Source organism: Alsobacter sp. KACC 23698 (assembly GCF_045348435.1).
GTDB lineage: Bacteria > Pseudomonadota > Alphaproteobacteria > Rhizobiales > Beijerinckiaceae > Alsobacter.
The window spans coordinates 1,450,223-1,468,956 of sequence record NZ_CP157484.1 but is presented as its reverse complement, the minus strand read 5'-3'; the positions used below and the strand labels follow the sequence as shown (position 1 = coordinate 1,468,956).

The 18,734-nt window shown below is 69.9% G+C and carries 18 protein-coding genes and 1 pseudogene; 11 read left to right on the top strand and 8 right to left on the bottom strand.

Translation table 11 applies throughout. From position 1 onward, the window contains the following. Window positions 1-27: 27 nt before the first annotated feature. A complete protein-coding gene (locus tag ABEG18_RS06735) occupies window positions 28-534 on the bottom strand; it encodes a hypothetical protein (RefSeq protein ID WP_406857314.1) in 507 nt (168 codons plus the stop codon). Window positions 535-662: 128 nt separating this feature from the next. Here ABEG18_RS06735 and ABEG18_RS06730 point away from each other — a divergent pair, with 128 nt between their 5' ends. The 3 genes from ABEG18_RS06730 (at window position 663) to ABEG18_RS06720 (ending at window position 5,012) form a co-directional block, all read left to right on the top strand. Then, entirely contained in the window at window positions 663-1,034 is a 372-nt protein-coding gene (locus tag ABEG18_RS06730) for a porin (RefSeq protein ID WP_406857313.1), read from the top strand. A gap of 234 nt (window positions 1,035-1,268) precedes the next feature. After that, entirely contained in the window at window positions 1,269-3,569 is a 2,301-nt protein-coding gene (locus ABEG18_RS06725) for an Ig-like domain-containing protein (protein ID WP_406857312.1), read from the top strand. Between the two features lie 105 nt (window positions 3,570-3,674). Further along, window positions 3,675-5,012, top strand: a complete 1,338-nt coding sequence (locus ABEG18_RS06720) for a DUF4214 domain-containing protein (protein ID WP_406857311.1) — start codon at window positions 3,675-3,677, stop codon at window positions 5,010-5,012. Window positions 5,013-5,048: 36 nt separating this feature from the next. On the opposite strand, the gene ABEG18_RS06715 is transcribed toward ABEG18_RS06720, so the two are convergent. Then, on the bottom strand, window positions 5,049-6,101 hold the full coding sequence (locus ABEG18_RS06715) for a YihY/virulence factor BrkB family protein (RefSeq protein ID WP_406857310.1): 1,053 nt from the start codon (window positions 6,099-6,101) through the stop codon (window positions 5,049-5,051). Window positions 6,102-6,433: 332 nt separating this feature from the next. On the opposite strand from ABEG18_RS06715, the gene ABEG18_RS06710 reads away from it, so the two are divergent. From ABEG18_RS06710 to ABEG18_RS06695, 4 genes are all read left to right on the top strand, one after another. After that, window positions 6,434-6,820, top strand: a complete 387-nt coding sequence (locus ABEG18_RS06710) for a hypothetical protein (protein ID WP_406857309.1) — start codon at window positions 6,434-6,436, stop codon at window positions 6,818-6,820. A 43-nt stretch (window positions 6,821-6,863) separates the two neighbouring features. Beyond that, on the top strand, window positions 6,864-8,018 hold the full coding sequence (locus ABEG18_RS06705) for a YsnF/AvaK domain-containing protein (RefSeq protein WP_406857308.1): 1,155 nt from the start codon (window positions 6,864-6,866) through the stop codon (window positions 8,016-8,018). A gap of 250 nt (window positions 8,019-8,268) precedes the next feature. Continuing rightward, the gene (locus tag ABEG18_RS06700; RefSeq protein WP_406857307.1) at window positions 8,269-8,799 is read left to right on the top strand and encodes a hypothetical protein; all 531 of its coding nucleotides are present in this window, start codon (window positions 8,269-8,271) and stop codon (window positions 8,797-8,799) included. Between the two features lie 89 nt (window positions 8,800-8,888). Continuing rightward, window positions 8,889-9,119, top strand: coding sequence for a hypothetical protein (locus ABEG18_RS06695; protein WP_406857306.1), 231 nt, complete (start codon window positions 8,889-8,891; stop codon window positions 9,117-9,119). A gap of 68 nt (window positions 9,120-9,187) precedes the next feature. Here the strand turns inward: ABEG18_RS06695 and ABEG18_RS06690 are convergent, their stop codons facing one another. The 4 genes from ABEG18_RS06690 to ABEG18_RS06675 form a co-directional block, all read right to left on the bottom strand. Continuing rightward, the gene (locus tag ABEG18_RS06690) at window positions 9,188-9,325 is read right to left on the bottom strand and encodes a hypothetical protein (RefSeq protein ID WP_406857305.1); all 138 of its coding nucleotides are present in this window, start codon (window positions 9,323-9,325) and stop codon (window positions 9,188-9,190) included. A gap of 104 nt (window positions 9,326-9,429) precedes the next feature. Further along, on the bottom strand, window positions 9,430-10,803 hold the full coding sequence (locus ABEG18_RS06685) for an HD-GYP domain-containing protein (protein ID WP_406857304.1): 1,374 nt from the start codon (window positions 10,801-10,803) through the stop codon (window positions 9,430-9,432). 89 nt (window positions 10,804-10,892) lie between these two features. After that, window positions 10,893-11,384: a ferritin-like domain-containing protein gene (locus ABEG18_RS06680; RefSeq protein WP_406857303.1), complete on the bottom strand. Its 492-nt coding sequence runs from the start codon at window positions 11,382-11,384 to the stop codon at window positions 10,893-10,895. A 93-nt stretch (window positions 11,385-11,477) separates the two neighbouring features. Continuing rightward, window positions 11,478-12,230, bottom strand: coding sequence for a ZIP family metal transporter (locus ABEG18_RS06675; protein WP_406857302.1), 753 nt, complete (start codon window positions 12,228-12,230; stop codon window positions 11,478-11,480). A gap of 206 nt (window positions 12,231-12,436) precedes the next feature. On the opposite strand from ABEG18_RS06675, the pseudogene ABEG18_RS06670 reads away from it, so the two are divergent. Next, window positions 12,437-13,808, top strand: a pseudogene (locus ABEG18_RS06670) (MFS transporter). Between the two features lie 41 nt (window positions 13,809-13,849). On the opposite strand, the gene ABEG18_RS06665 reads toward ABEG18_RS06670, so the two are convergent. After that, the gene (locus tag ABEG18_RS06665; RefSeq protein WP_406857301.1) at window positions 13,850-15,109 is read right to left on the bottom strand and encodes an SMP-30/gluconolactonase/LRE family protein; all 1,260 of its coding nucleotides are present in this window, start codon (window positions 15,107-15,109) and stop codon (window positions 13,850-13,852) included. A 258-nt stretch (window positions 15,110-15,367) separates the two neighbouring features. On the opposite strand from ABEG18_RS06665, the gene ABEG18_RS06660 reads away from it, so the two are divergent. Next, entirely contained in the window at window positions 15,368-15,649 is a 282-nt protein-coding gene (locus tag ABEG18_RS06660) for a hypothetical protein (protein WP_406857300.1), read from the top strand. A gap of 100 nt (window positions 15,650-15,749) precedes the next feature. Next, entirely contained in the window at window positions 15,750-17,012 is a 1,263-nt protein-coding gene (locus tag ABEG18_RS06655; protein WP_406857299.1) for a YeeE/YedE family protein, read from the top strand. 15 nt (window positions 17,013-17,027) lie between these two features. On the opposite strand, the gene ABEG18_RS06650 is transcribed toward ABEG18_RS06655, so the two are convergent. Then, the gene (locus ABEG18_RS06650; protein ID WP_406857298.1) at window positions 17,028-17,690 is read right to left on the bottom strand and encodes an SOS response-associated peptidase; all 663 of its coding nucleotides are present in this window, start codon (window positions 17,688-17,690) and stop codon (window positions 17,028-17,030) included. Window positions 17,691-17,702: 12 nt separating this feature from the next. Between ABEG18_RS06650 and ABEG18_RS06645 the strand changes: the two genes are divergently transcribed. Next, on the top strand, window positions 17,703-17,936 hold the full coding sequence (locus ABEG18_RS06645) for a hypothetical protein (RefSeq protein WP_406857297.1): 234 nt from the start codon (window positions 17,703-17,705) through the stop codon (window positions 17,934-17,936). Window positions 17,937-18,734: the final 798 nt, after the last annotated feature.

Here is an 18,734-nt window from a genome sequence, read left to right as displayed (position 1 = left end):
CCGCGCGCGTTTCTGCGACGTCGACCCTCAGGCCGAAGCGGAGACCGACAGCGCGGCGGAGATTTCGTCGAGGGTGGCGCGCTCCTTGTCGCTGACCGCGACGCCGCCGAAGCCGAGGAAGCCGCCTTCCTTGCCGGCTTCCGCGGCCTTCTGGGCGATCTCCCGCAGCCAGGCCTTGAAGCCCGCGGCGTCGTTCGGCGCCTTGGCGTCGACCAGCGCGGCCACGGCCCGCAGCTCCTCCACGGCCTTCGTCTTCACGTCCGCGAACTGCGCGCCCTTGAATTGCGCCTTCATGCGGTCGCGGATCGCGGTCCGGGTCTCGGGATTGGCGATGTCCTCCGCGACCTCATGGGCCAGCGGGTTCGCCGAGGCGCTCTGCTTGGCCTGGGCTAGGGACATCCCGCCGGCGAGCGCCTCCTGCAGCAGGCCCCACAGCCCGCTCGGATCCGCCGCCGTGATGGCCATGCCGGCCACCAGCGGGCTTGCGGCCACGCGCGCCCATTCGTCCGTGCTGAATGCAGCTTTGCTCGTCATTGAAACCTCCTTGTGTTGGCGGACCACAATCGATGCGCCCTGCGTCGGTTCCGGGAGGTTACAATTCCCCAAGTGGCTCCACCTTGACGGGCGTGATATAGCCAACGCGTCATCTGTCAGGATCGCCGATGCTCCACCATCCTGTCCCGGGCCGTATCGCGGCGCTTCTCATGGCGATGTCGGCCCTCGCCGCGCCGGCCGCCGCCGCCGAGGCGCGCCCCGGCGCAGGCGCGTCGGTCCGCGCCTGCCCGGCGCTGGGCGCCGGCTTCTACGCGCTGCCCGGCTCCGATACCTGCGTCAAGATCGGCGGCCGCGCCCGCTACGAGTCCGGCTATGCGAGCTCCGCTCCCCGCGGGGCCGCCTCCACCGGTTCCCGGGCGACCGGCATGGCGTTCGTCGACTCCCGGACGCAGACCGAGGCCGGGCCGCTGCGCGCCTATGTGCGCGTCGGCGTTTCGCGCGGGCTTGGCGCGACGCCGCCGGGACTAACGTCGCGCTGATCTTTTTCCTCCGTAGGAAACCGGATTGCGACTCGCCTCTTTTGGGCTCCGCCCGAGGCGCGACGTCGCGACTTCTGAGGCGGCGTCTCGGTTCTTTTCGGCGTTACCTCTACCTCAAGTTGAATCTCACGACTTTTCGTTGAAATCCGATGTTTCGGCCGAACGTTTTCTTTCATCGCCAAAACGAGAGTGCCCCCGCGGCAAGCGTTCAGCGCCGCTGATTCGGGGGCATCAATGACTGCTATGGGCGCCTATGTGGGCAACTCGCCGGAGAAAATCCCCGGCTTGGAGGCGTTCCTGGGCCATTCCGTCGATTTCGTCCGGGCGCATACCGGACGCGCGGACTGGGCCGACTGGGACGGAAGCATCGGCTGGGAATCGGGCCTCTGGGCCGGAACGGGCCGCTCGATCGCCTGGTCCATCCCGCTCTTCGCTAACCAGGGCGATCTCGCGAGCGCCGCCGCCGGGGCCTACACCAGTCACTACGTGCAGGCGGCCAAGACGATCCTGGCCGGGCAGCCCAATGACAGCGTGATCTACATCCGCATGGGCGAGGAGTTCAACGGCGACTGGATGCCGTGGGCCGCGCAGGGCAAGGAGCAATCCTTCATCGCGGCGTACCGGAACTTCGTCGACGCCTTCCGGTCCGTGTCCCCCAAGTTCAAGTTCGAGTGGAACGTCAATCTGGGCGGATCCATGGATCCGGCCACCGCCTATCCGGGCGACGCCTATGTCGACGTGATCGGCATGGACTTCTACTACAACACCCAGTGGGACCCGGCCGACCCGGCCACCGCCTGGGCGAACAAGGTCGGGCAGACCTATGGCCTCCAGTGGCACCAGAATTTCGCCGCCGCCCACGGCAAGCCCACCGCCTATTCGGAATGGGGCATGAACTCGGACGCGCCGGTCTTCGTCAGCAAGGCGGCGCAGTGGTTTTCGGACCACAACGTCCTGTACCAGAGCTACTGGGACGTGAACGACAACGGCTATATGAGCGAGATCCAGCAATACGCCCGGGCGAGCGCCGCGTTCCAGCGCGCCTTCGGGGCGAGCGTCGCCGCGAGCCAGGCCTCCGTGCAGGAGGGCGGCGCGGCCGCCTACCTGATCGCCCTCCCCGGCCCGGCCGCGACCGACCAGGTCATCAAATACACGGTCGACGGCGGCACCGTGCAGACCGCGGTCGTCAAGGCGGGCCAAAGCTCCGTGCGGGTCAGCGTCCAGACCGTCAATGACGGCGTCGCCGGCACGATCGAGGGCAAGACCTCCGACGCGCATGTGGTGGCGCTCTCCAACGGGGCGAGCGCCACGGTCACGATCACGGACGCGCAGTCCGGACCGGCCGGCGGCGGCCTGGCGATCACGTCCGCGGGCGCGGTGACCAACGCCAGGGCCCAGACGATCAGCGGGACGGCCGACCCGGCCAAGGCGGGCGCCGTCGTCCACCTCCTGGACGCCGGCCCATCGGGAACGATCGAGATCGGGACCGCGACCGTCCAGGCGAACGGCGCCTGGAGCGCGACCGCACAGCTCGCCAATGTCGAGGGAAACCACCTCGTCTCGGCCACGCTGGGCGGGGGCTCCAGCCCCGCCGTCGCCTTCACGCTGGACTGGACGCCCGCCGTCGTGACCGGGACGCAGAGCGTGTCCGGCCTGTCCAACAAGACCGTCGAGACGCTCACCATCAAGGCCACGGACTCGCTGGCGGGCGTGAAGTCGGTCGAGGTCTTCGACAACGGCGTCGACATCGGGGCCGCGACCCTCACCAGCGCAGGCTGGAGCTTCACCACCGGCAAGCTGGCCGACGGCGCGCACGCCTTCACGGCGGCGGCGACGGACAAGGCCGGCAATGTCAGCGCCGCCGTCTCCACCGGGGCGGTGCTGACGGTGGATACGGTCGCCCCTTCGGTCGCTCTGACGGACGCGACGCGCACGACAGCCGGCGCCAAGACCGCGACGACCGTCTTCGGCCACACCGAGGCCGGCGCAAGCGTGACGCTCTCCGCCAACGGCTCGGTGGTGGCGAGCGGCATCGTCGCCGACGCGAAGGGCGACTGGAGCTTCACCAGCTCGGGCATCCAGGCGAACCGGCTGACCACCCTGACCGCCGTCGCCACGGACCCGGCGGGCAACAAGGGGGCGGTCAGCAACGAGCTGGTCCTGGGCACCGCGTCGACGGACAAGATCACCGATGCGTCGCCCGGCGTCGTCTTCGTCGGCGGCGCCGGCGCCGACACGATCACGGGCGGCGGAGGCTCGGACCGCTTCGTGTTCCACGCCGGTTTCGGCAAGGACGTGATCACAAATTTCAAGCCCGGCGCGTCCGCGACCTCCGTGCACGACGTCATCGTCCTGGACCGCGTCATCGCGGGGCTGGCGGGGATCTCGACCGATGCGGCGCTGGCCTCCTATGTGCTCGGCCGCACGACCGACACGGCGTCCGGCGCGCTGCTGCAGATCACGGCGACCGACAGCATCCTCCTCCAGCACGTGACGAAGTCGCAGCTCATCGTCAGCGACTTCCACCTGATCTGACGCGGCGAGCCGCCCGATGTGCGCCCGCGCACATCGGATCCGGGCGGGCGGGGTAGTGCTTCCCGCCCGACGCCAGCCCATGCCGACACCGCCCAGGAGCGCGCCTTGTCCAACATCACCATCCGGTCCGATTTCGGCGATTCCGACGCCCTCGCTCTCGCGCTGTCGGGCGCGGGCTCCGGCGACTACGGATCCCTGAACGCCCGGCTATCGACGCTGGTGGGAGGCGGACTTGGCGCCTATGTGGGCTTCCTGACCGAACGTACCGCCCAGCATGGGGTGGAAGGGGGCTATGTCGACGCGAGCACGCTGGAGATCCGCACGCCCTCCTTCGTCCTCGATGCGCACGGGGCGCTGGGGGACAACGGCTCGACCGTCGAAGTCATCCGCATCCTCAACAAGGCGGACGGCTCGCTGATCACCTTCACGGGGCGCTTCGCCTTCGCGTCGCTCCCGTTCAACCAGGGGCCGTCCTCGTCCCATTTCGACGAGATCGCGGTGGCGACGCAGGCCACCGCGCCGGGCCTCGCGGCCACCGTGTTCTCAGTGCAGATGAGCGCCGATCTTGCGTCGGGCGGCCTCTCGGGCTCGATCAGCGGCTATCGCGAGATCAGCGACCTCTCCGCCGGACCGGTCGGGATCGGCGCCAACTACCACCTCGCCGCGGGGCTTCGCTGGGACGGGGCGACGACCCAGGTCGGCGCCGCCGCGATCACGGGGGCCGAGTTCTACACCCTGGACAAGGCCGCCGGCTCGGTGCGGGACGTGGTGGCGGTGGCGGGCCTGAACCTCGACGCGTCGCAGGTCGATGCGCCCCACCTGGCCGACCTCGCCGTGCAGGGCGTGGACGTCATCGTCCCGCACGGGACCAAGCCGATCGACCTCGACGCCGGGCCGGGCACGGACTTCGTCGCCCTGCCGGGCGCCTCGGGCGACTACGTCATCGCCCATACGGGGACCGAGCTGACGCTGCACAGCAAGGCGGGCGCGCTGGGCGACCAGCATTACGACCATGTCGAGCGGCTGGTGTTCTCCGACCAGATGATCGCCTTCGACGCGGACGGCCACGCCGGGCAGGCCTTCCGGGTCTACCAGGCCGCGTTCAACCGCACGCCGGACAAGGCCGGCCTGTCCTACTGGGTGGCCCAGATGGACCATGGCGCCAGCCTCGGCCAGGTGGCGCAGGGCTTTTCGGCCTCGTCGGAATTCCGGGCGATCCACGGGACGGCGCCGACGGCCGAGGGGCTGGTGAACGGCTTCTATCAAAACGTGCTCGGCCGCGCGCCCGAGAAGGCCGGCTTCGACTACTGGGTCGGCGCGCTCCACGCCGGCTCGTCGTCGGGCGCCGTGCTGGCCTCCATCTCCGAGAGCGCCGAGAACGTCGCGCTCGTGGCGCCCAAGATCGCCAACGGCGTCGCGCTGGATCTCGCCCCGTTCCTGTGAACGGCCGCGGCTGGCGCTTCGGCCGGGCGCATCGCCTCAGCGGTGGGCGGCGCCGACATGGTCGGCCATGTTGGCCCCGCGCGCGCCGAGCGGCTTCGGGCGGCCTTCGGTGCTGTCCTTGGCGGTCTGGTGCTCCATCTCGGCGTTCATCTGCGCGCCGAGCAGGACGATGACCACGGAGAGCCAGATCCAGACCATGAAACCGACGCCGGCGCCCAGCGAGCCGTAGGTCCGGTTGTAGCTGTCGAAATTGGCCACGTACCAGGAGAAGATCATCGAGGCGGCGAGCCAGAGCGTCGCGGCCGTCATGCCGCCCCAGGTCACCCAGCGCCATTTGGCGCTCTCCCGGCTCGGGCCGTAGCGGTAGATCACCGCGAGCCAAGTCGACACGACGACCAGCATGATGGGCCAGCGCAGCAGCGCCAGGATGCGCTCCCCCGGGGTCGCCATGCCAATATAGGCCATCACGATCGGGGTCACGACCACCGCGCCGAGCGCCAGGATCACGAAGGTGATCATGCCCAGCGTCAGCAGCAAGGTGCTGGCGTAGAAGACCACGAGGCTCCTCTTCTCCCTCTCGCCATAGACGACGTTGAGCGCGTCGAACAGCGCGGCCGCGCCCGAGTTCGCGCTCCACAGCGCGATAGCGAGGCTGGTGAGGAAGGCCCATCCCAGGGTCGCCGCGCCCTTGCCGACGATGAGCGCGATCTGGCCGGCGATGAGGTCCAGGACGCCGCCGGGCAGAAGGCCCTGCAGCAGCACCAGGTGGGTGGCGACCGTTCCCGCATCCGCGAACAGGCCGTAGAGGGAGACGATCGCGGCGATCGCCGGGAACACCGCCAGGAGCGCGAAGAAGGAGACGCCCCCGGCCATGGCGAGCAGCCGGTTGGCCGGGATGGACCAGAACACCCTGAAGGCGATGTCCTTCCAGCCCAGCGACGGGATCTGCTCGGGGCTGTCCGCATCGCGGCCGCGGTGCGGCTCGTGGGCCCGCGCGAGGTCTTCGGGAAGGCCGCTCTCGGGGGCGCCCAATCCCGACCGCCAATCGTCCCGGGATTGCGCGTCGAGGGGGTCTTGGTCGTCGGACATGGTGAGGGGTCGCCTGGATTGCATGTGCGAACGGGCCATGGGCGGACAGGGTTCCATGGCCGGGTGCGGCCCAAGATCGCTGCGCCGCTCCAGGTCCGAGAGGGCGCCTGAAGCCGAAGCCTCGGCACCTTAAAGATTCAACAACGTTCATAAGTCCGGAAACTATTGCGTCGCAACATTCTGTCCTGCTCGGTTTTTGGGTGCAGCATTCTCATAGGCTGGAGCTTGGGGCAGAAAAGAAGAGGTCGAACAGGGAATAAAGCGCCTCTTGGGCGGAACAATCGGGTTACGTTCGCGCTTGATGAGCACCAATCGCAACACGGGAGATCAACATGCGCCCGACCATGATGCTCGCAGCCAGCGCGCTCGTCCTTTCCACCGGTCTCGCCTTTGCGCAGACGAACGCGGCGCCGGCCCCGGCCCGGAACGCGCCGTCCAGCGCGCAGAGCAACGGCCAGCCTGCGGTCACCCATCCCAACACGTCGGACATGAAGCCCGGCGACATGAAGACGGGGGCCATCGCGACCAACGCGAAGCTCGAGGAAGGCTCCAACAGCTTCACCGAGGGCCAGGTCCGCTCGCGCCTCGAAGGCGCCGGATTCAAGAGCATCAGCGACCTGAAGAAGGACGACAAGGGGATCTGGCGCGGCAAGGCCGAGCACGCGGGCAAGCAGGTCCAGTTCGGCTTCGATTTCAAGGGCAACGTCGCGATCCAGTAAGGCGCGACCCCGCCCTGACGCCTTCCCTTTCAAGGAGATATCCATGACCCGCACCGTCACCGCCATGTTCGACAGCTATCAGGAGGCCGCCGAAGCCGTGCGCCGCCTCGAAGCTCTCGGCCTCGACCATTCCGCCGTCAGCCTCGTCTCGAACGATCCCGCCAACCGCGAGCGCATCTCCGGCCTGTCCGACAACACGGCTGACAACGCCGAAGGCGGCGGCGCCACGGGCGCCACGCTGGGCGGCCTGCTCGGCGGCGGCGCCGGCCTTCTGGCCGGCCTCGGCCTGATGGCCATCCCGGGCGTCGGCCCAGTGGTGGCGCTCGGCTGGCTCGCCTCGACGCTCGTCGGCGCCGGCGCCGGCGCTGCGACCGGCGGCCTCATCGGGGCCTTGACGGGCGCCGGCGTGAGCGAGGAAGACGCCCACACCTACGCCGAGGGCGTGCGTCGCGGCGGCAGCCTCGTCACGGTGCGCACCGATGACGCGCTCTACGACAAGGTCGTCGACATCCTCGACGACGACGGCACGGTGAACATCGACGAGCGCGAGTCCAACTGGCGCAAGGAAGGCTGGAACGGCCGCTACGAGCCTGGCCTCGGCGCGACGGGCGCCACGAGCGTCCCCCCCGGCGCCGCCGGCTCGATGGCCGCCTCGACTCCCGCCTCGGCGGTCGGCCTCGGCCGCACCGGCGCGGGCATGACCGGCGCCGGCACCACCGGCGCTGGCACGACCGGCTACGCCGGCGCGTCGGGCTCGGGCGTGGGCGGAACCTCGTCAGGCTATGGCGAGACCGGCCGCTCGGGCGAGCAGGTGATCCCGGTCGCCGAGGAGCGCCTGAACGTCGGCAAGCGTGAAGTGAACGAAGGCCGCGTCCGCGTGCGCTCCTACACGGTCGAGAAGCCCGTCTCCGAACAGGTCAACCTGCGCCAGGAGCATGTCGACGTGGCGCGCCGCCCCGTGGACCGTCCCGTCTCGGGCGATCCCTTCCGTGAGCGGACCATCGAGGCGACGGAGACCTCCGAGCGCCCCGTGGTCGAAAAGCAGGCCCGCGTGGTCGGCGAGGTCGCGGTCAACAAGGACGTCAGGAACACGACCCAGACCGTGTCCGACACTGTCCGCAAGACCGAGGTCGACATCGAGGACAGCCGCGAGGCCAACCGCTTCGGGACCGGCGGCCAGGGCGACCGTCGCACCTGACCGATCGAAACAGCCCGACAACGAAAGCGAGCGCCGCCCTTCGGGGCGGCGTTTTTCGTCGCGCCGGCATGTCCGGCCGGCACCCGCCGCCGGGCCAAGTCAAAACAGCGGTAAGCATCTTGGATTGCGGCGCTTGCGATGCCCGTTACTCTTTGCTACCACTTGGAAGGACTTCGATGATTGAGTCGATATCCCCCACTCACCTGCATTCGACCTCCCCACCCGGCGGCTCTGGCCGTAGCGAGCCCTGATGCGCACTCCGATCAAACCCTTCGTCGTCGAGATCAAGAATTCCCGCCGCACGACGCGGACCACGCCCTGGCTGTCCGTCCCCGATGCCGCGCCACGCGCCCAGCAGCCGGCGCCCGTGGAGGCGTCCCAGGCCAGGCGGGCGGCCGACGCGCTCTTCTCCAAGCCCGTCTCGGCCCCGGCGAGTCCGACGGAGTCCGCGGCCCCAACCGGGCGCATCCTCCTGCCCACGGCGCCGCCGCCGGTCGCAGTCGAGACGCAGGACCGCGTCGAGGCGGAACAGACGCCGTCTGGGGCCACCCTCCCCGCGCCGGCGCCCCGGAAAAGGGCCCGGTCGACCGCATCGGCGATCCCGCCCCGGGCGCCCGAAGCCGTTGCGATCATGCCGCCTGCCCAAGCGCGTGATCCCGAGCCGGCCGCCGCCGAGGCGGCCGACAACGCCGGGTCGGAAGGCTATCGCCGCCGGCTGCGCGGCCAGGAGCCTCCGCGCCACGAGCGCTGGAAGCGACGCCTCGGACGCTGGGCGCAATAACGCCCGATCCGTCGGGCATAGAGGCCGAACCCGCGCGCGGTTCGGTCGTTTCCTGTCCGAGGCCCCGCCCGGAACCATGGAGATTCAAGATGCGCGCGCTAATCGCGACCGCCGCCCTGCTGGCGTTTTCCCTGACAACCCTGCAGGCGTTGGCGCAGACTGCGGACGAGGAGAGGGCCCGCGAGGCCGCGGCGATCATCACGCGGGACGGCACCGTCGAGCAGTATTGCGGCCAGGACGATTCGCCCGCCCTGCCCGGCTTCACCGACGCGGAGACCGAGGCGGCCTGCGACATCATCGCCAACGCCGACGAGGACTGAGCCCCATCACGGCGGCCTCCCTCCCGCGCCAGGAGGGAGGCCGCCGTAAGTGATCCGAGGGCGACGCGTCAGCCGCTGCGGTTGGCGTAGCGGTCCTTCTTCTGGCGGTTCTCTTGCCCCTCGCGCGTTTTCTGCGGACCGGTGATCTGCTTGTAGCGGACCGTGTTCTTCTTCCAGGACGGGCGCTTGCGGGCTTTGTGAGACATCGTTTTCTCCCTGACGAGCAGGCCGCCCTCGTCGCCGGGGCGGCCTTCCGGCGGGAATGTGCCGCGCCCCGCCGCGCCGCGCAAGCGCTCCGCCGGGCAGGACGCTACGTTGCCAGCAGCGCGTCGACGCGCTGCAGCGCCCGGCCCAGGGCCGCAAAACAGGTCGGGTCGATGGACGAGCCCAGCCCCTCCTCCATGATGGCGAGCGCCTTTGGAATCGGCATGGCGGCCCGGTAGGGGCGCTCCGCCGTTAGCGCGTCGAAGACGTCGGCGGCGGTGACGATGCGGGTTTCCAGACCAATTTCGTCGCCCCTGAGCCCGCGTGGATAGCCCTTGCCGTCGAGACGCTCATGATGGCCTCCGGCGATGGGCGCGAGGTCCCGGAAAGCGTGGATGCGCGACAGGATCGTCTCAGAATGCGCCGGGTGCAGGCGCATCGCCTCCCATTCGGCCTCGTCGAGCTTGCCGGGCTTGTCCAGGATGCTGTTGCTGACGCCGAGCTTGCCGATATCGTGCAGCAGCGCGGCGCGCCGCAGGCGACGCCGGTCCGCCGCCGAAAAGCCGAGCTCCTCGGCGATCAGGTCGGCGTAGAGAGTGACCCGGTCGCTATGGCCGCTGGTGAACGGGCTCTTGGCGTCGACCACCTGCGCGAAGGCGGCGGCGATGTCGTCGAGATAGTCCTCGTCCACCAGATCCCCGTCCAGAGCCGGCTCCAGCGCGAAGACGTCCTGCTCCAGGGTCGGGCTGTTCAGCCCCCGCCAGAAGGACGCGTCGGCCGCCGCGCGGGCGAAAGCCCGCGCCCAGGCCGGGTCGAACCAGCTGCCGGCGCGGCGCGCCACCTCGCGCATGGCGGCCTGCGGCCCGTCGGCGGACTGGAACACGTCCACCACCTGGGCGATCAGCGCGATGCGCGCGTGGACCGGGATGCCCTCGCCCGCTGCGCCGAGCGGCGAGCCGCCGCCGTCCCAGTGCTCGTCGAGATTCTGCACCCCCTGCGCGACGGCTTCGCTGAAGCGCATGCGCCGGGCGATCTCGGCCCCGCGCTGGCAGCGCGTCTCGATCAGCTCGCGGGCGATCTCGCCGCCGTTCTGCAGGATGCCGACGATGGCCCGGAAGCGCTCGGCGAGGCCGGCCTTCAGCCCGGTATGGGCCAGCACGAAACGAAGCGCCTGCGGCAGCCCGCCGTCGATGCGCTTGAAATCTCGCTTGAATGCGAGGTCGTCGGTGACGTAGAGGCGGCAGATCCGCGCCGCGTTGCTGCTGCAGCCGAGGTCCTTGAGCAGCAATGTATAGTAGAGATCCCAAAGCTGGGCGTCGCAGAGCCCCGCCTCGCGCCCGATATGCATGCCGATCCAGCAGCAGCGGACGCAGTGCCCGGGCGGTTGGCCCTCGGTCAGGTCCAGCGCGTGGCTCAAGGCGCCGAGCAGCTCGGCCAGCCGAAGCTCCTGGGCCGGCGGGTAGGCTTCACGTTCGTTCATGCTGGCGCCACCGATGTCGACGGCGCCAGCAAAACACAACCAGATTAAAGCGTTGTATCAACAATACCCGTCATGCGGGCATCATCCTGTCAGGCCGCGGCTGCGGGATTGACGGCGTCCTCGGCGAGTTCGGAGAGGATCTCGTCGGTGTTCTCCTCCTCCACCAGCGTCGCCTTGATCAGCTCGGCGGCTTCGTCCAGGCCGAGCTGCTTGGCCCAGGCCAGCAGGGTGCCGTAGCGGGTGATCTCGTAATGCTCCACGGCCTGCGCGGCGGCGATCAGTGCGGCGTCAATGGCGCTGCCGCCCTCGAACTCCTCGGCCACCTCGTCACCCTCGGCGATGATGCCCTGGATGGCCTTGCATTCGACGCCCTCAGGCTTTTCGCCGATGAGTTTGAACACCTGCTCCAGCCGCTTGATCTGGTTCTTGGTCTCTTCGAGATGGACGCCGAAGGCGCCGCGCAGGTCGTCGGTCTGGGCCGCCTGGGCCATCTTCGGCAACGCCTTCACGATGGCGTTCTCGGCGTAATAGGTGTCCTTGAGCTGGTGCAGGAACAGCGCCCGCAGATCCTTGTCGGCCATGTGCATATCCTCCTGTCGGAATGGTGCTAGCCAACAGCCCCGGCGCCCGATTGTTCCCGCTCTCCCCCTGTGGCGACCGGCCGCGCCGCGGCCTCAGCCGCCCAGCTTGCTAAGCACGAAGGCGGCCAGGAATCCGGCCACCGTGATAAGGCCGGCATAGTCGTGGGCCGTCTCAAAAGCCTCCGGGATCATGGTGTCGGCCAGCATCGCCAGGATGGCGCCGGCCGCCACGGCGGTGGTCGCCGCGATGATCTCCGGGTTGGCGCCGGCGAGCGCCACATTGCCCAGCGCGGCGGCAAGGCCCGAGGTCAGCGCGATGCCGCCCCACACTCCGAACACGTAGAGAGCGCCGCGCCCCGCCTTCTTCATGCCGGCGGCGCTGGAGAGCCCTTCCGGCATGTTGGAGAGGAACACCGCCGCGACCGTGACGAGGCTGACGCCCTTGCCCTGCAGCAGGCTGACGCCGATGACGATGGATTCCGGCACCCCGTCCAGGAGCGCCCCGACCGCGATGGCGAGGCCGCCGTCGCCGGCCTGGCTCTGGGCGGGGTTGGAGCCCGACCGCTTGCGGTGCTTCGCGCCGCGCCGGGACAGGTAGATGTTCGCCGCGGTGTAGATCGCCCCGCCGGCGAGAAAGCCCGCCGAGGTGGAATCAAAGCCGCCCTGCCGGTAGGCCTCGTCCATCAGGTCGAAGGCCACGGCCGAGATGAGGACGCCGGAGCCGACCGCCATCACGGCCGCGATGGCGCGCTGCGGCAGGCTGATGAGCCATGCGGCGGCGGCGCCGAGCACGAGCGCGGACCCTCCCACCAAGCCCCATAGTCCCGCCTGAACCCACATCGGCATCCGCGATCTCCCGGCTTTGCGCCGCCGTCCACTGGTCGACCTCAGCGCGGGAGGCGGGGGATGGTTCCTGCCGATCAGCGGGGCGAAGCCGCCCGGCGCGCGGCAGCCATGCGCGGCCGCGCGGCGAGCGTGGTTGACCCGCGGCGGCGCGGCTTCATGTAGGATGCGTCTTTGGAGCTCGGCTCCCTCCCCGCCCGGAACCCCCGATGTCTTCCCAGACCACCGGCGCGTCGCGCCCTCTCGTCATCGCCGCCGTGATGGCCTCCATGTTCATGGTGGCGATCGAGGCCACGATCGTGTCCACCGCGATGCCGCAGATCGTCGCCCAGCTCGGCGGGCTCGATCTCTACAGCTGGATCTTCTCGTCCTTCCTGTGCTGACCCAGACGGCCATGACGGTCGTGTTCGGCAAGCTGGCCGACCTTTATGGCCGCAAGCCGCCGGGGCCATGCAGCCCATCGCGATGACGATCGTGGCGGACCTCTATCCGGCCCGCGAGCGCGGCAAGGTGCAGGGCTACCTCGCCAGCGTCTGGGCGATCTCGGCGGTGATCGGCCCCATGGCGGGCGGGCTCATCATCCACAACATGTCCTGGGCGTGGATCTTCTGGATCAACATCCCGATCGGCCTCGCCGCCGCGGCCGGCTTCATGCACTATCTGCGCGAGGACGTCCGGCGCCAGGCCCACGCCATCGACTTCGCCGGCGCGGCCCTGTTCACCGCCACGGTGGCGGCGCTGATGATCGCGCTGACCACGGCGGGCTCGGAGCAGACCGGGCGCGCCCTGGCGGCCGCCGGCCTGTTCGGCGTCTGCCTCGTCCTGTTCGTGCTGCAGGAGCGGCGCGCCGCCGACCCGATGGTCGATTTCGCGCTCTGGCGGCGGCGGCCCATCGCGGCGGCCAACGGGGCCAACATGCTGGCCGGCATGGCGCTGATGGGGCTTACGACCTTCCTGCCTATGTTCGTGCAGGGCGTGCTGCACCGCTCGCCCATCGTCGCCGGGCTGACGCTGACCATGCTGGTGCTGGGCTGGCCGGCCGGCGCGACGCTGGCGGCGCGGACCTTCCCCATCTTCGGCCTGCGCCGGATCATGATCGTGGGCAGCCTCTTCCTGCCGGCGGGCGCGCTCGTCTTCGTCGGCCTGACGCCGGAGAGTTCGCCCGTGACGGCGGCCTGCGGATCGCTCGTGATGGGGCTCGGCATGGGCCTGCTGAGCGTCGCCTCGATGGTGCTGATCCAGGAGATCGTCGACTGGTCGCAGCGCGGCAGCGTCACGGCCTCCAACCTGTTCTCGCGCAATCTGGGCAGCACGCTGGGCGCGACGGTGCTCGGCGCCGTGCTGAACTACGGCCTCGGCCGGGCGCTGGGCGTCGGCGCGGTCACGTCGGACCGGCTGCGGCAGGTGCTTGAGACGCCGCCCGGCGCGCCCGGCGGCGATCCCGCCCTGGCGCTGGCGCTGCAGGACGCGCTGCACCTCACCTTCTGGGCGATGCTGCTGATCGCGCTCCTGATCGTGGGCTTCTCGCTCATGGTCCCGCGCGTCGGCGTCGGCGAGCGCCAGGAAAGCCCGGCCGAATAGGGCCGGGCGACGCCTCGCCCGACCCTGCCGCGGCCGACGCGTTACGCCGGGGCGGCGCCCTGCGTGTTGACGAACACCGCGTAGATGGACTGGCTCGCCGCCATGAACAGCCGGTTCCGCTTGGGTCCGCCGAAACAGATATTGCCGCACACCTCCGGCAGGCGTATCCGGCCGATCAGCTTGCCGTCGGGCGTCCACACGGTGACGCCGTTGTAGCCGACCGCCCGGCCGGCGTTGCTGGAGACCCACAGATTGCCGTCGACGTCGGCCCGGATGCCGTCCGGCCCGCATTTCACGCCATCGACCATGAAGTCGCTGAAGAGCTTGCGGTTGGAGAGCTTGTTGTCGGCGCCCACGTCGAAGACGTAGACCTCGCCCTTGCCGCCCGGCCCCTTGTCGCCCGGCCCCTTGCCGGTGCTGCAGACATAGAGCTTCTTGAAGTCGGGCGAGAAGCACAGGCCATTGGGGTCGGGGACCTGCTCCTCGGTGACCACCATGTCGAGGCGGCCGCTCGGGTCGATCCGGTAGCATTGCGTGGGCAGTTCGCGCTTGGACTCGCCCATGCCGGCCGCCTGGCCGAGACGGGACTTCAGGCGCCCGGCCTCGTTGCTGGCTCCCCCGGCCGCGTCCGGCGCGCCCTCGTAGAGCTGCCCGCCATAGGGCGGGTCGGTGAACCAGTAGCTGCCGTCCGGATGGGCGACGACGTCGTTGGGCGAGTTCAGGCGCTTGCCCTGGTAGTTGTCGGCCAGCACCGTCACGGAGCCGTCGTTCTCGTAGCGCACCACGCGGCGCGTCAGGTGCTCGCAGGAGAGCTGCCGGCCCTGGAAGTCGAACGAGTTGCCGTTGCTGTTGTTGGAGGGGAGCCGGAACACCGAGACGTGGCCGTCGTCCTCCATCCAGCGCATCTGGCGGTTGTTGGGGATGTCGCTCCAGACGAGGTAGCGCCCCTGCGCGTTCCAGGCCGGGCCTTCCGCCCACAGCGCCCCGGTCCAGAGCCTCTGGATGGCGCTGTTGGGCTGGACATAGGCGTCGAAGGAGGGATCGACGCTGAGGATGTCCGGATCGCTGAAATAGGTCGTCGGGGCGCCCTGCGGGCTGAAGTCCCGCGGCGGGTTGGTGATCGTGGTCGGGGGCGTGGGACGGACGGTCGTCTGCGTCTGCGCCAGCGCGGGCCGGGCGCCCAGGGCGGCGGCTCCGAGCCCGAGGGCGCCCGCGCCCATCGCTCCCACGAGCGAACGTCGCGAGAGCTTCTGGTCGTCGTCGATCGCAAATACTTTGGGATCTCGAGCGTCGAACGTCATCTCTAGTCCTCCCGAAGATTTCGTTGATCGCAACGTCGAGGTTGCGCAACCACGCTACGCGCCGGGTCCCCCGGGGTAAAGCAGCGCCGCTGTCCCATTCCGGCAGGGCTGACCGCCGCCTGGCGCAGCGGCGCGCGTCTCCGGTTCCGCCGGACGCCGATGAGGCGTAGGATGCCCGCCCGAGCCGCCGCCGCGACGCTCCCTCCGAGAACGGATGCCCGCCTGCGGCGTTGGAAGGTCAGAGAAGGGAGACCGCCCATGTCCCTCACAGGCCGCTTCGATTTCCAGATCACCTTCACGGGAAAGCTCGTCCTCCTCGTCGAGGAGGAGGTGCCGAAGATGTTCAAGCGCGGGAAAGGCTCGCAGGCCATGCGCAAGCGCTGGCGCCCGGCCAAGGCCATCGATCTCTCCGTCCCGGCGATGCGGCCCCTGATCGACCTGCGCGGCGCAGCCGGAAAGCGGCCCTTCACGCCCCAGCTGGTGGCCGTCGACGGCGGGCTGAAGACCGAGCCCACGCCCTACGCCGAGTCCTACGGCTAATTTACGTTTTCTGGCGTGATTTTGCGCTATTGACGATCCTGGACGGGAATACTACCTCCAGGGGACCGCCGCCCTGCGCGACCGAACCCTGGACCCTCCCATGTCGAGTTCCTATTCCGCCGCGGCCGCCGCCCCGGCCGACCGCTTCGCCGTCTCCGAACGCCGTCCCAGCGACGGGCCGAATATCGGCGCCGCCTGGGGCGCGGCCTTCGCCATCGTGGCCGGCGCGGCGCTGATCGGCGCCATGGTCAGTCCCCGGCAGGCCGCCCTTTACGGCCTGGGCGCGGTGATGGGCCTCGTGCTCTATCACGCGGCCTTCGGCTTCACCTCGGCGTGGCGGGTGTTCATCGCCGACGGGCGCGGAGCGGGCCTGCGGGCGCAGATGGTCATGCTGGCCATGGCCACCGCCCTGTTTTTTCCGGTCCTGGCCGCTGGCTCGCTCTTCGGCCAGCCCGTCGCCGGGCTCGTGTCCCCCGTGGGCGTCTCGGTGCTGGTGGGCGCCTTCATCTTCGGCGTCGGCATGCAGATGGGCGGCGGCTGCGCCTCCGGCACGCTCTACACCGTGGGCGGCGGCTCCACCCGCATGCTGATCACGCTCGCCGCCTTCGTGGTCGGCTCCACGGTGGGCGCCGCGCACCTGCCCTGGTGGTCGGCGCAGCCTAGCTTCGCCCCGGTCTCGCTGGTGAAACTGTGGGGCGCCTGGCCGGCGCTCGCGGCGAACTGGGCGGTCTTCGCCGCCATCGCGGGCGTCACGGTCTGGGTCGAGAAGCGCCGCCGCGGCGCGCTGGAGACCTCCGCCCCGTCGCCGCGCGCCGGCCTCGCCCGCTTCGCCCGCGGCCCGTGGCCGCTGGTGGCCGGCGCGGTCGCGCTGGCGGCGCTGAACTTCGCCACCCTGGCGCTGGCCGGCCGCCCCTGGGGCATCACCTCCGCCTTCGCGCTCTGGGGCTCGAAGATCGCCGGCGGGCTCGGCATCGCCGACGTGGCGTCCTGGCCCTACTGGTCCGGCGCGGCCCGGCAGGCGGAGCTGAACGGCTCCGTCCTCAACGACGTCACCTCGGTGATGGATTTCGGCATCGTCATCGGCGCCCTGCTGGCCGCCGCCCTGGCCGGGCGCTTCGCCCCGACCTGGCGCGTGCCGCTGAAGTCGGCCCTGGCCGCCGTGCTGGGCGGACTGCTGCTGGGCTACGGCGCGCGGCTCGCCTATGGGTGCAATATCGGCGCGTATTTCTCCGGCATCGCGTCAGGCAGCCTGCATGGCTGGGTCTGGCTGGTCGCGGCCTTCCTGGGCAACGTGCTGGGCACGCGCCTGCGGCCGCTGTTCGGGCTTGAGGTGGAGACGACGCCGCGCCTCACGGGCTGCTGAGGTCCCCTCGCCTCCTCACGACAGCATGGCCGGCTGCGGGACGTCCTCCCGCGGCCCCCGCGCCACGATGGCGAGGGCGCCGTCCGGCAACGGCCGCTGCAGCCGGAGCGCCTCGGCGGCCGGCGCCGTCATCCAGGTCTCACACTCTTCCTGGGTCGTCAGGATCACCGGCATCGCCTTGGGGTGGACCGCCCCGACCTCGGCGTTCGCCGCCGTGGTCAGGAAGCCGAACAGCTCGTGCCGGCCTTCCACCGGGTTGGCTTTCGTGCCCCGCACGCCATGCCAGGGCGTCCAGAGTCCGGCGAAGAAGGCGAGCGGCCGGCTCTCGTCCAGCGCGAACCAGGTCGGCGTCTTGCGCGGCTTGGTCTCTTCATATTCGCAAAACGACGTGAACGGGACGAGGCAGCGGTTCTCCGGCTTCAGCCAGGCCCGCCAATGCGGGCTCGCGGTGTTGCGGATATTGGTGACGGCCTGCGTCCCATAGGCGGGCGGGCACGGCATGCCCCAGCGCAGCATCGCCAGCTCGCGCACGCCGTCCGGCGCCTGGCGGACCACCGGCGCCATAAAGTCCGGAAAAACACCCGTCATGATGGGCACGTTCCCGGCGCTGTCGCGCATCGCCCTGGCGAGCGCCAGAATGGCGGCCTGGTTCTTGGTCATGCTGTAGAGATTGCACATGGAGTTGATCCGATGACGGCGCACGCCCGCGAACTCTACCAGAGCTCGAACGGAGATCGATGGATCTTGGTCCAGGCCGGCGACCATGTCTTCGTCCGCCACGAGGCCAACATCGCCTCCGGCGGCGCGGTCTCCCATGTCGAGGTGGACGCCTTCCTCAGCGCCGGCCGCGGTCCCGAGCAGCAGGAGCTGCTGCGGCTCATCGGCACGCTGGCGTCGACGCACGCGGAGCCAGTCAAGCCCTGACCGAGGCGCGTCCTTCGCCGGCTCGGTTTCCGCAGCGATTTCGACCGCGCCAAACGACAATCCTCAGCTCGACGTCGCCCGCCCCCTAGAGGGCGCCCTCGGTTGAGCGTGAGCTCGGGGTGAAGTTTGAAGGCCGGCCGATTTTCGGCCAGACGCGTCGTCGCACCCTCGACCGGGCTGAGCCCTGCGCTCAGGCGTGAGGAAGGTCGCGACCCGGCAGGGCGCGACAACGACGTTCTCGCCAGGCCCAGTCATCCAGACGAGGTCCTTGGCGTCGACACGGCCCAGATGGGCCTGCTCCCTGAGGAACCGCCGGGCGACGGCGCGGGCGGCCGAGGCGTCGCGCGCCCGCACGTCCCCGAGCGCAGCGACTCCGGCGTCAGACTGAATCATAATCGGATAGACGCCCAATGGAGCCATCGGTCTTTACGGATCCCGCGACCGCATCCGCGGCGCTTGCTGCAGCGGCCCGCCGCGGACCGAGTAGAGACGCCCAAGTCGTAGCTTACACGAATCCCATGCGCAATTGGGGACCCCGCTGATCAGCTTTGTTGCACTTGCACCCCAGGAAGTTCTTCGAAAGCCGCTGGGACGTGCCCCCAAGCATCCGAGCACGACGGTCTCTCATTCCGGCCCGGCGGCGAAAGCGCAACAGGTCGTGCGGCGACAAGGTCGACGATTGGCGCTCTTGTGTCGCGATGACGCCGCGACATACTGCCCAGCGAGCGGCGCGTCTTGGCATGCCCGGGCCACGGCGTCGAGCCGCAGAGCAGGTCGCCTCCGCTTCAAAAGCAGGCC

Coding starts and splice junctions, on each gene's coding strand:
- ABEG18_RS06735 (WP_406857314.1), bottom strand. CDS start 534: ATGACGAGCAAAGCTGCATTCAGCACGGACGAATGGGCGCGCGTGGCC.
- ABEG18_RS06730 (WP_406857313.1), top strand. CDS start 663: ATGCTCCACCATCCTGTCCCGGGCCGTATCGCGGCGCTTCTCATGGCG.
- ABEG18_RS06725 (WP_406857312.1), top strand. CDS start 1,269: ATGACTGCTATGGGCGCCTATGTGGGCAACTCGCCGGAGAAAATCCCC.
- ABEG18_RS06715 (WP_406857310.1), bottom strand. CDS start 6,101: ATGTCCGACGACCAAGACCCCCTCGACGCGCAATCCCGGGACGATTGG.
- ABEG18_RS06710 (WP_406857309.1), top strand. CDS start 6,434: ATGCGCCCGACCATGATGCTCGCAGCCAGCGCGCTCGTCCTTTCCACC.
- ABEG18_RS06705 (WP_406857308.1), top strand. CDS start 6,864: ATGACCCGCACCGTCACCGCCATGTTCGACAGCTATCAGGAGGCCGCC.
- ABEG18_RS06700 (WP_406857307.1), top strand. CDS start 8,269: ATGCGCACTCCGATCAAACCCTTCGTCGTCGAGATCAAGAATTCCCGC.
- ABEG18_RS06695 (WP_406857306.1), top strand. CDS start 8,889: ATGCGCGCGCTAATCGCGACCGCCGCCCTGCTGGCGTTTTCCCTGACA.
- ABEG18_RS06690 (WP_406857305.1), bottom strand. CDS start 9,325: ATGTCTCACAAAGCCCGCAAGCGCCCGTCCTGGAAGAAGAACACGGTC.
- ABEG18_RS06685 (WP_406857304.1), bottom strand. CDS start 10,803: ATGAACGAACGTGAAGCCTACCCGCCGGCCCAGGAGCTTCGGCTGGCC.
- ABEG18_RS06680 (WP_406857303.1), bottom strand. CDS start 11,384: ATGGCCGACAAGGATCTGCGGGCGCTGTTCCTGCACCAGCTCAAGGAC.
- ABEG18_RS06675 (WP_406857302.1), bottom strand. CDS start 12,230: ATGCCGATGTGGGTTCAGGCGGGACTATGGGGCTTGGTGGGAGGGTCC.
- ABEG18_RS06665 (WP_406857301.1), bottom strand. CDS start 15,109: ATGACGTTCGACGCTCGAGATCCCAAAGTATTTGCGATCGACGACGAC.
- ABEG18_RS06660 (WP_406857300.1), top strand. CDS start 15,368: ATGTCCCTCACAGGCCGCTTCGATTTCCAGATCACCTTCACGGGAAAG.
- ABEG18_RS06655 (WP_406857299.1), top strand. CDS start 15,750: ATGTCGAGTTCCTATTCCGCCGCGGCCGCCGCCCCGGCCGACCGCTTC.
- ABEG18_RS06650 (WP_406857298.1), bottom strand. CDS start 17,690: ATGTGCAATCTCTACAGCATGACCAAGAACCAGGCCGCCATTCTGGCG.
- ABEG18_RS06645 (WP_406857297.1), top strand. CDS start 17,703: ATGACGGCGCACGCCCGCGAACTCTACCAGAGCTCGAACGGAGATCGA.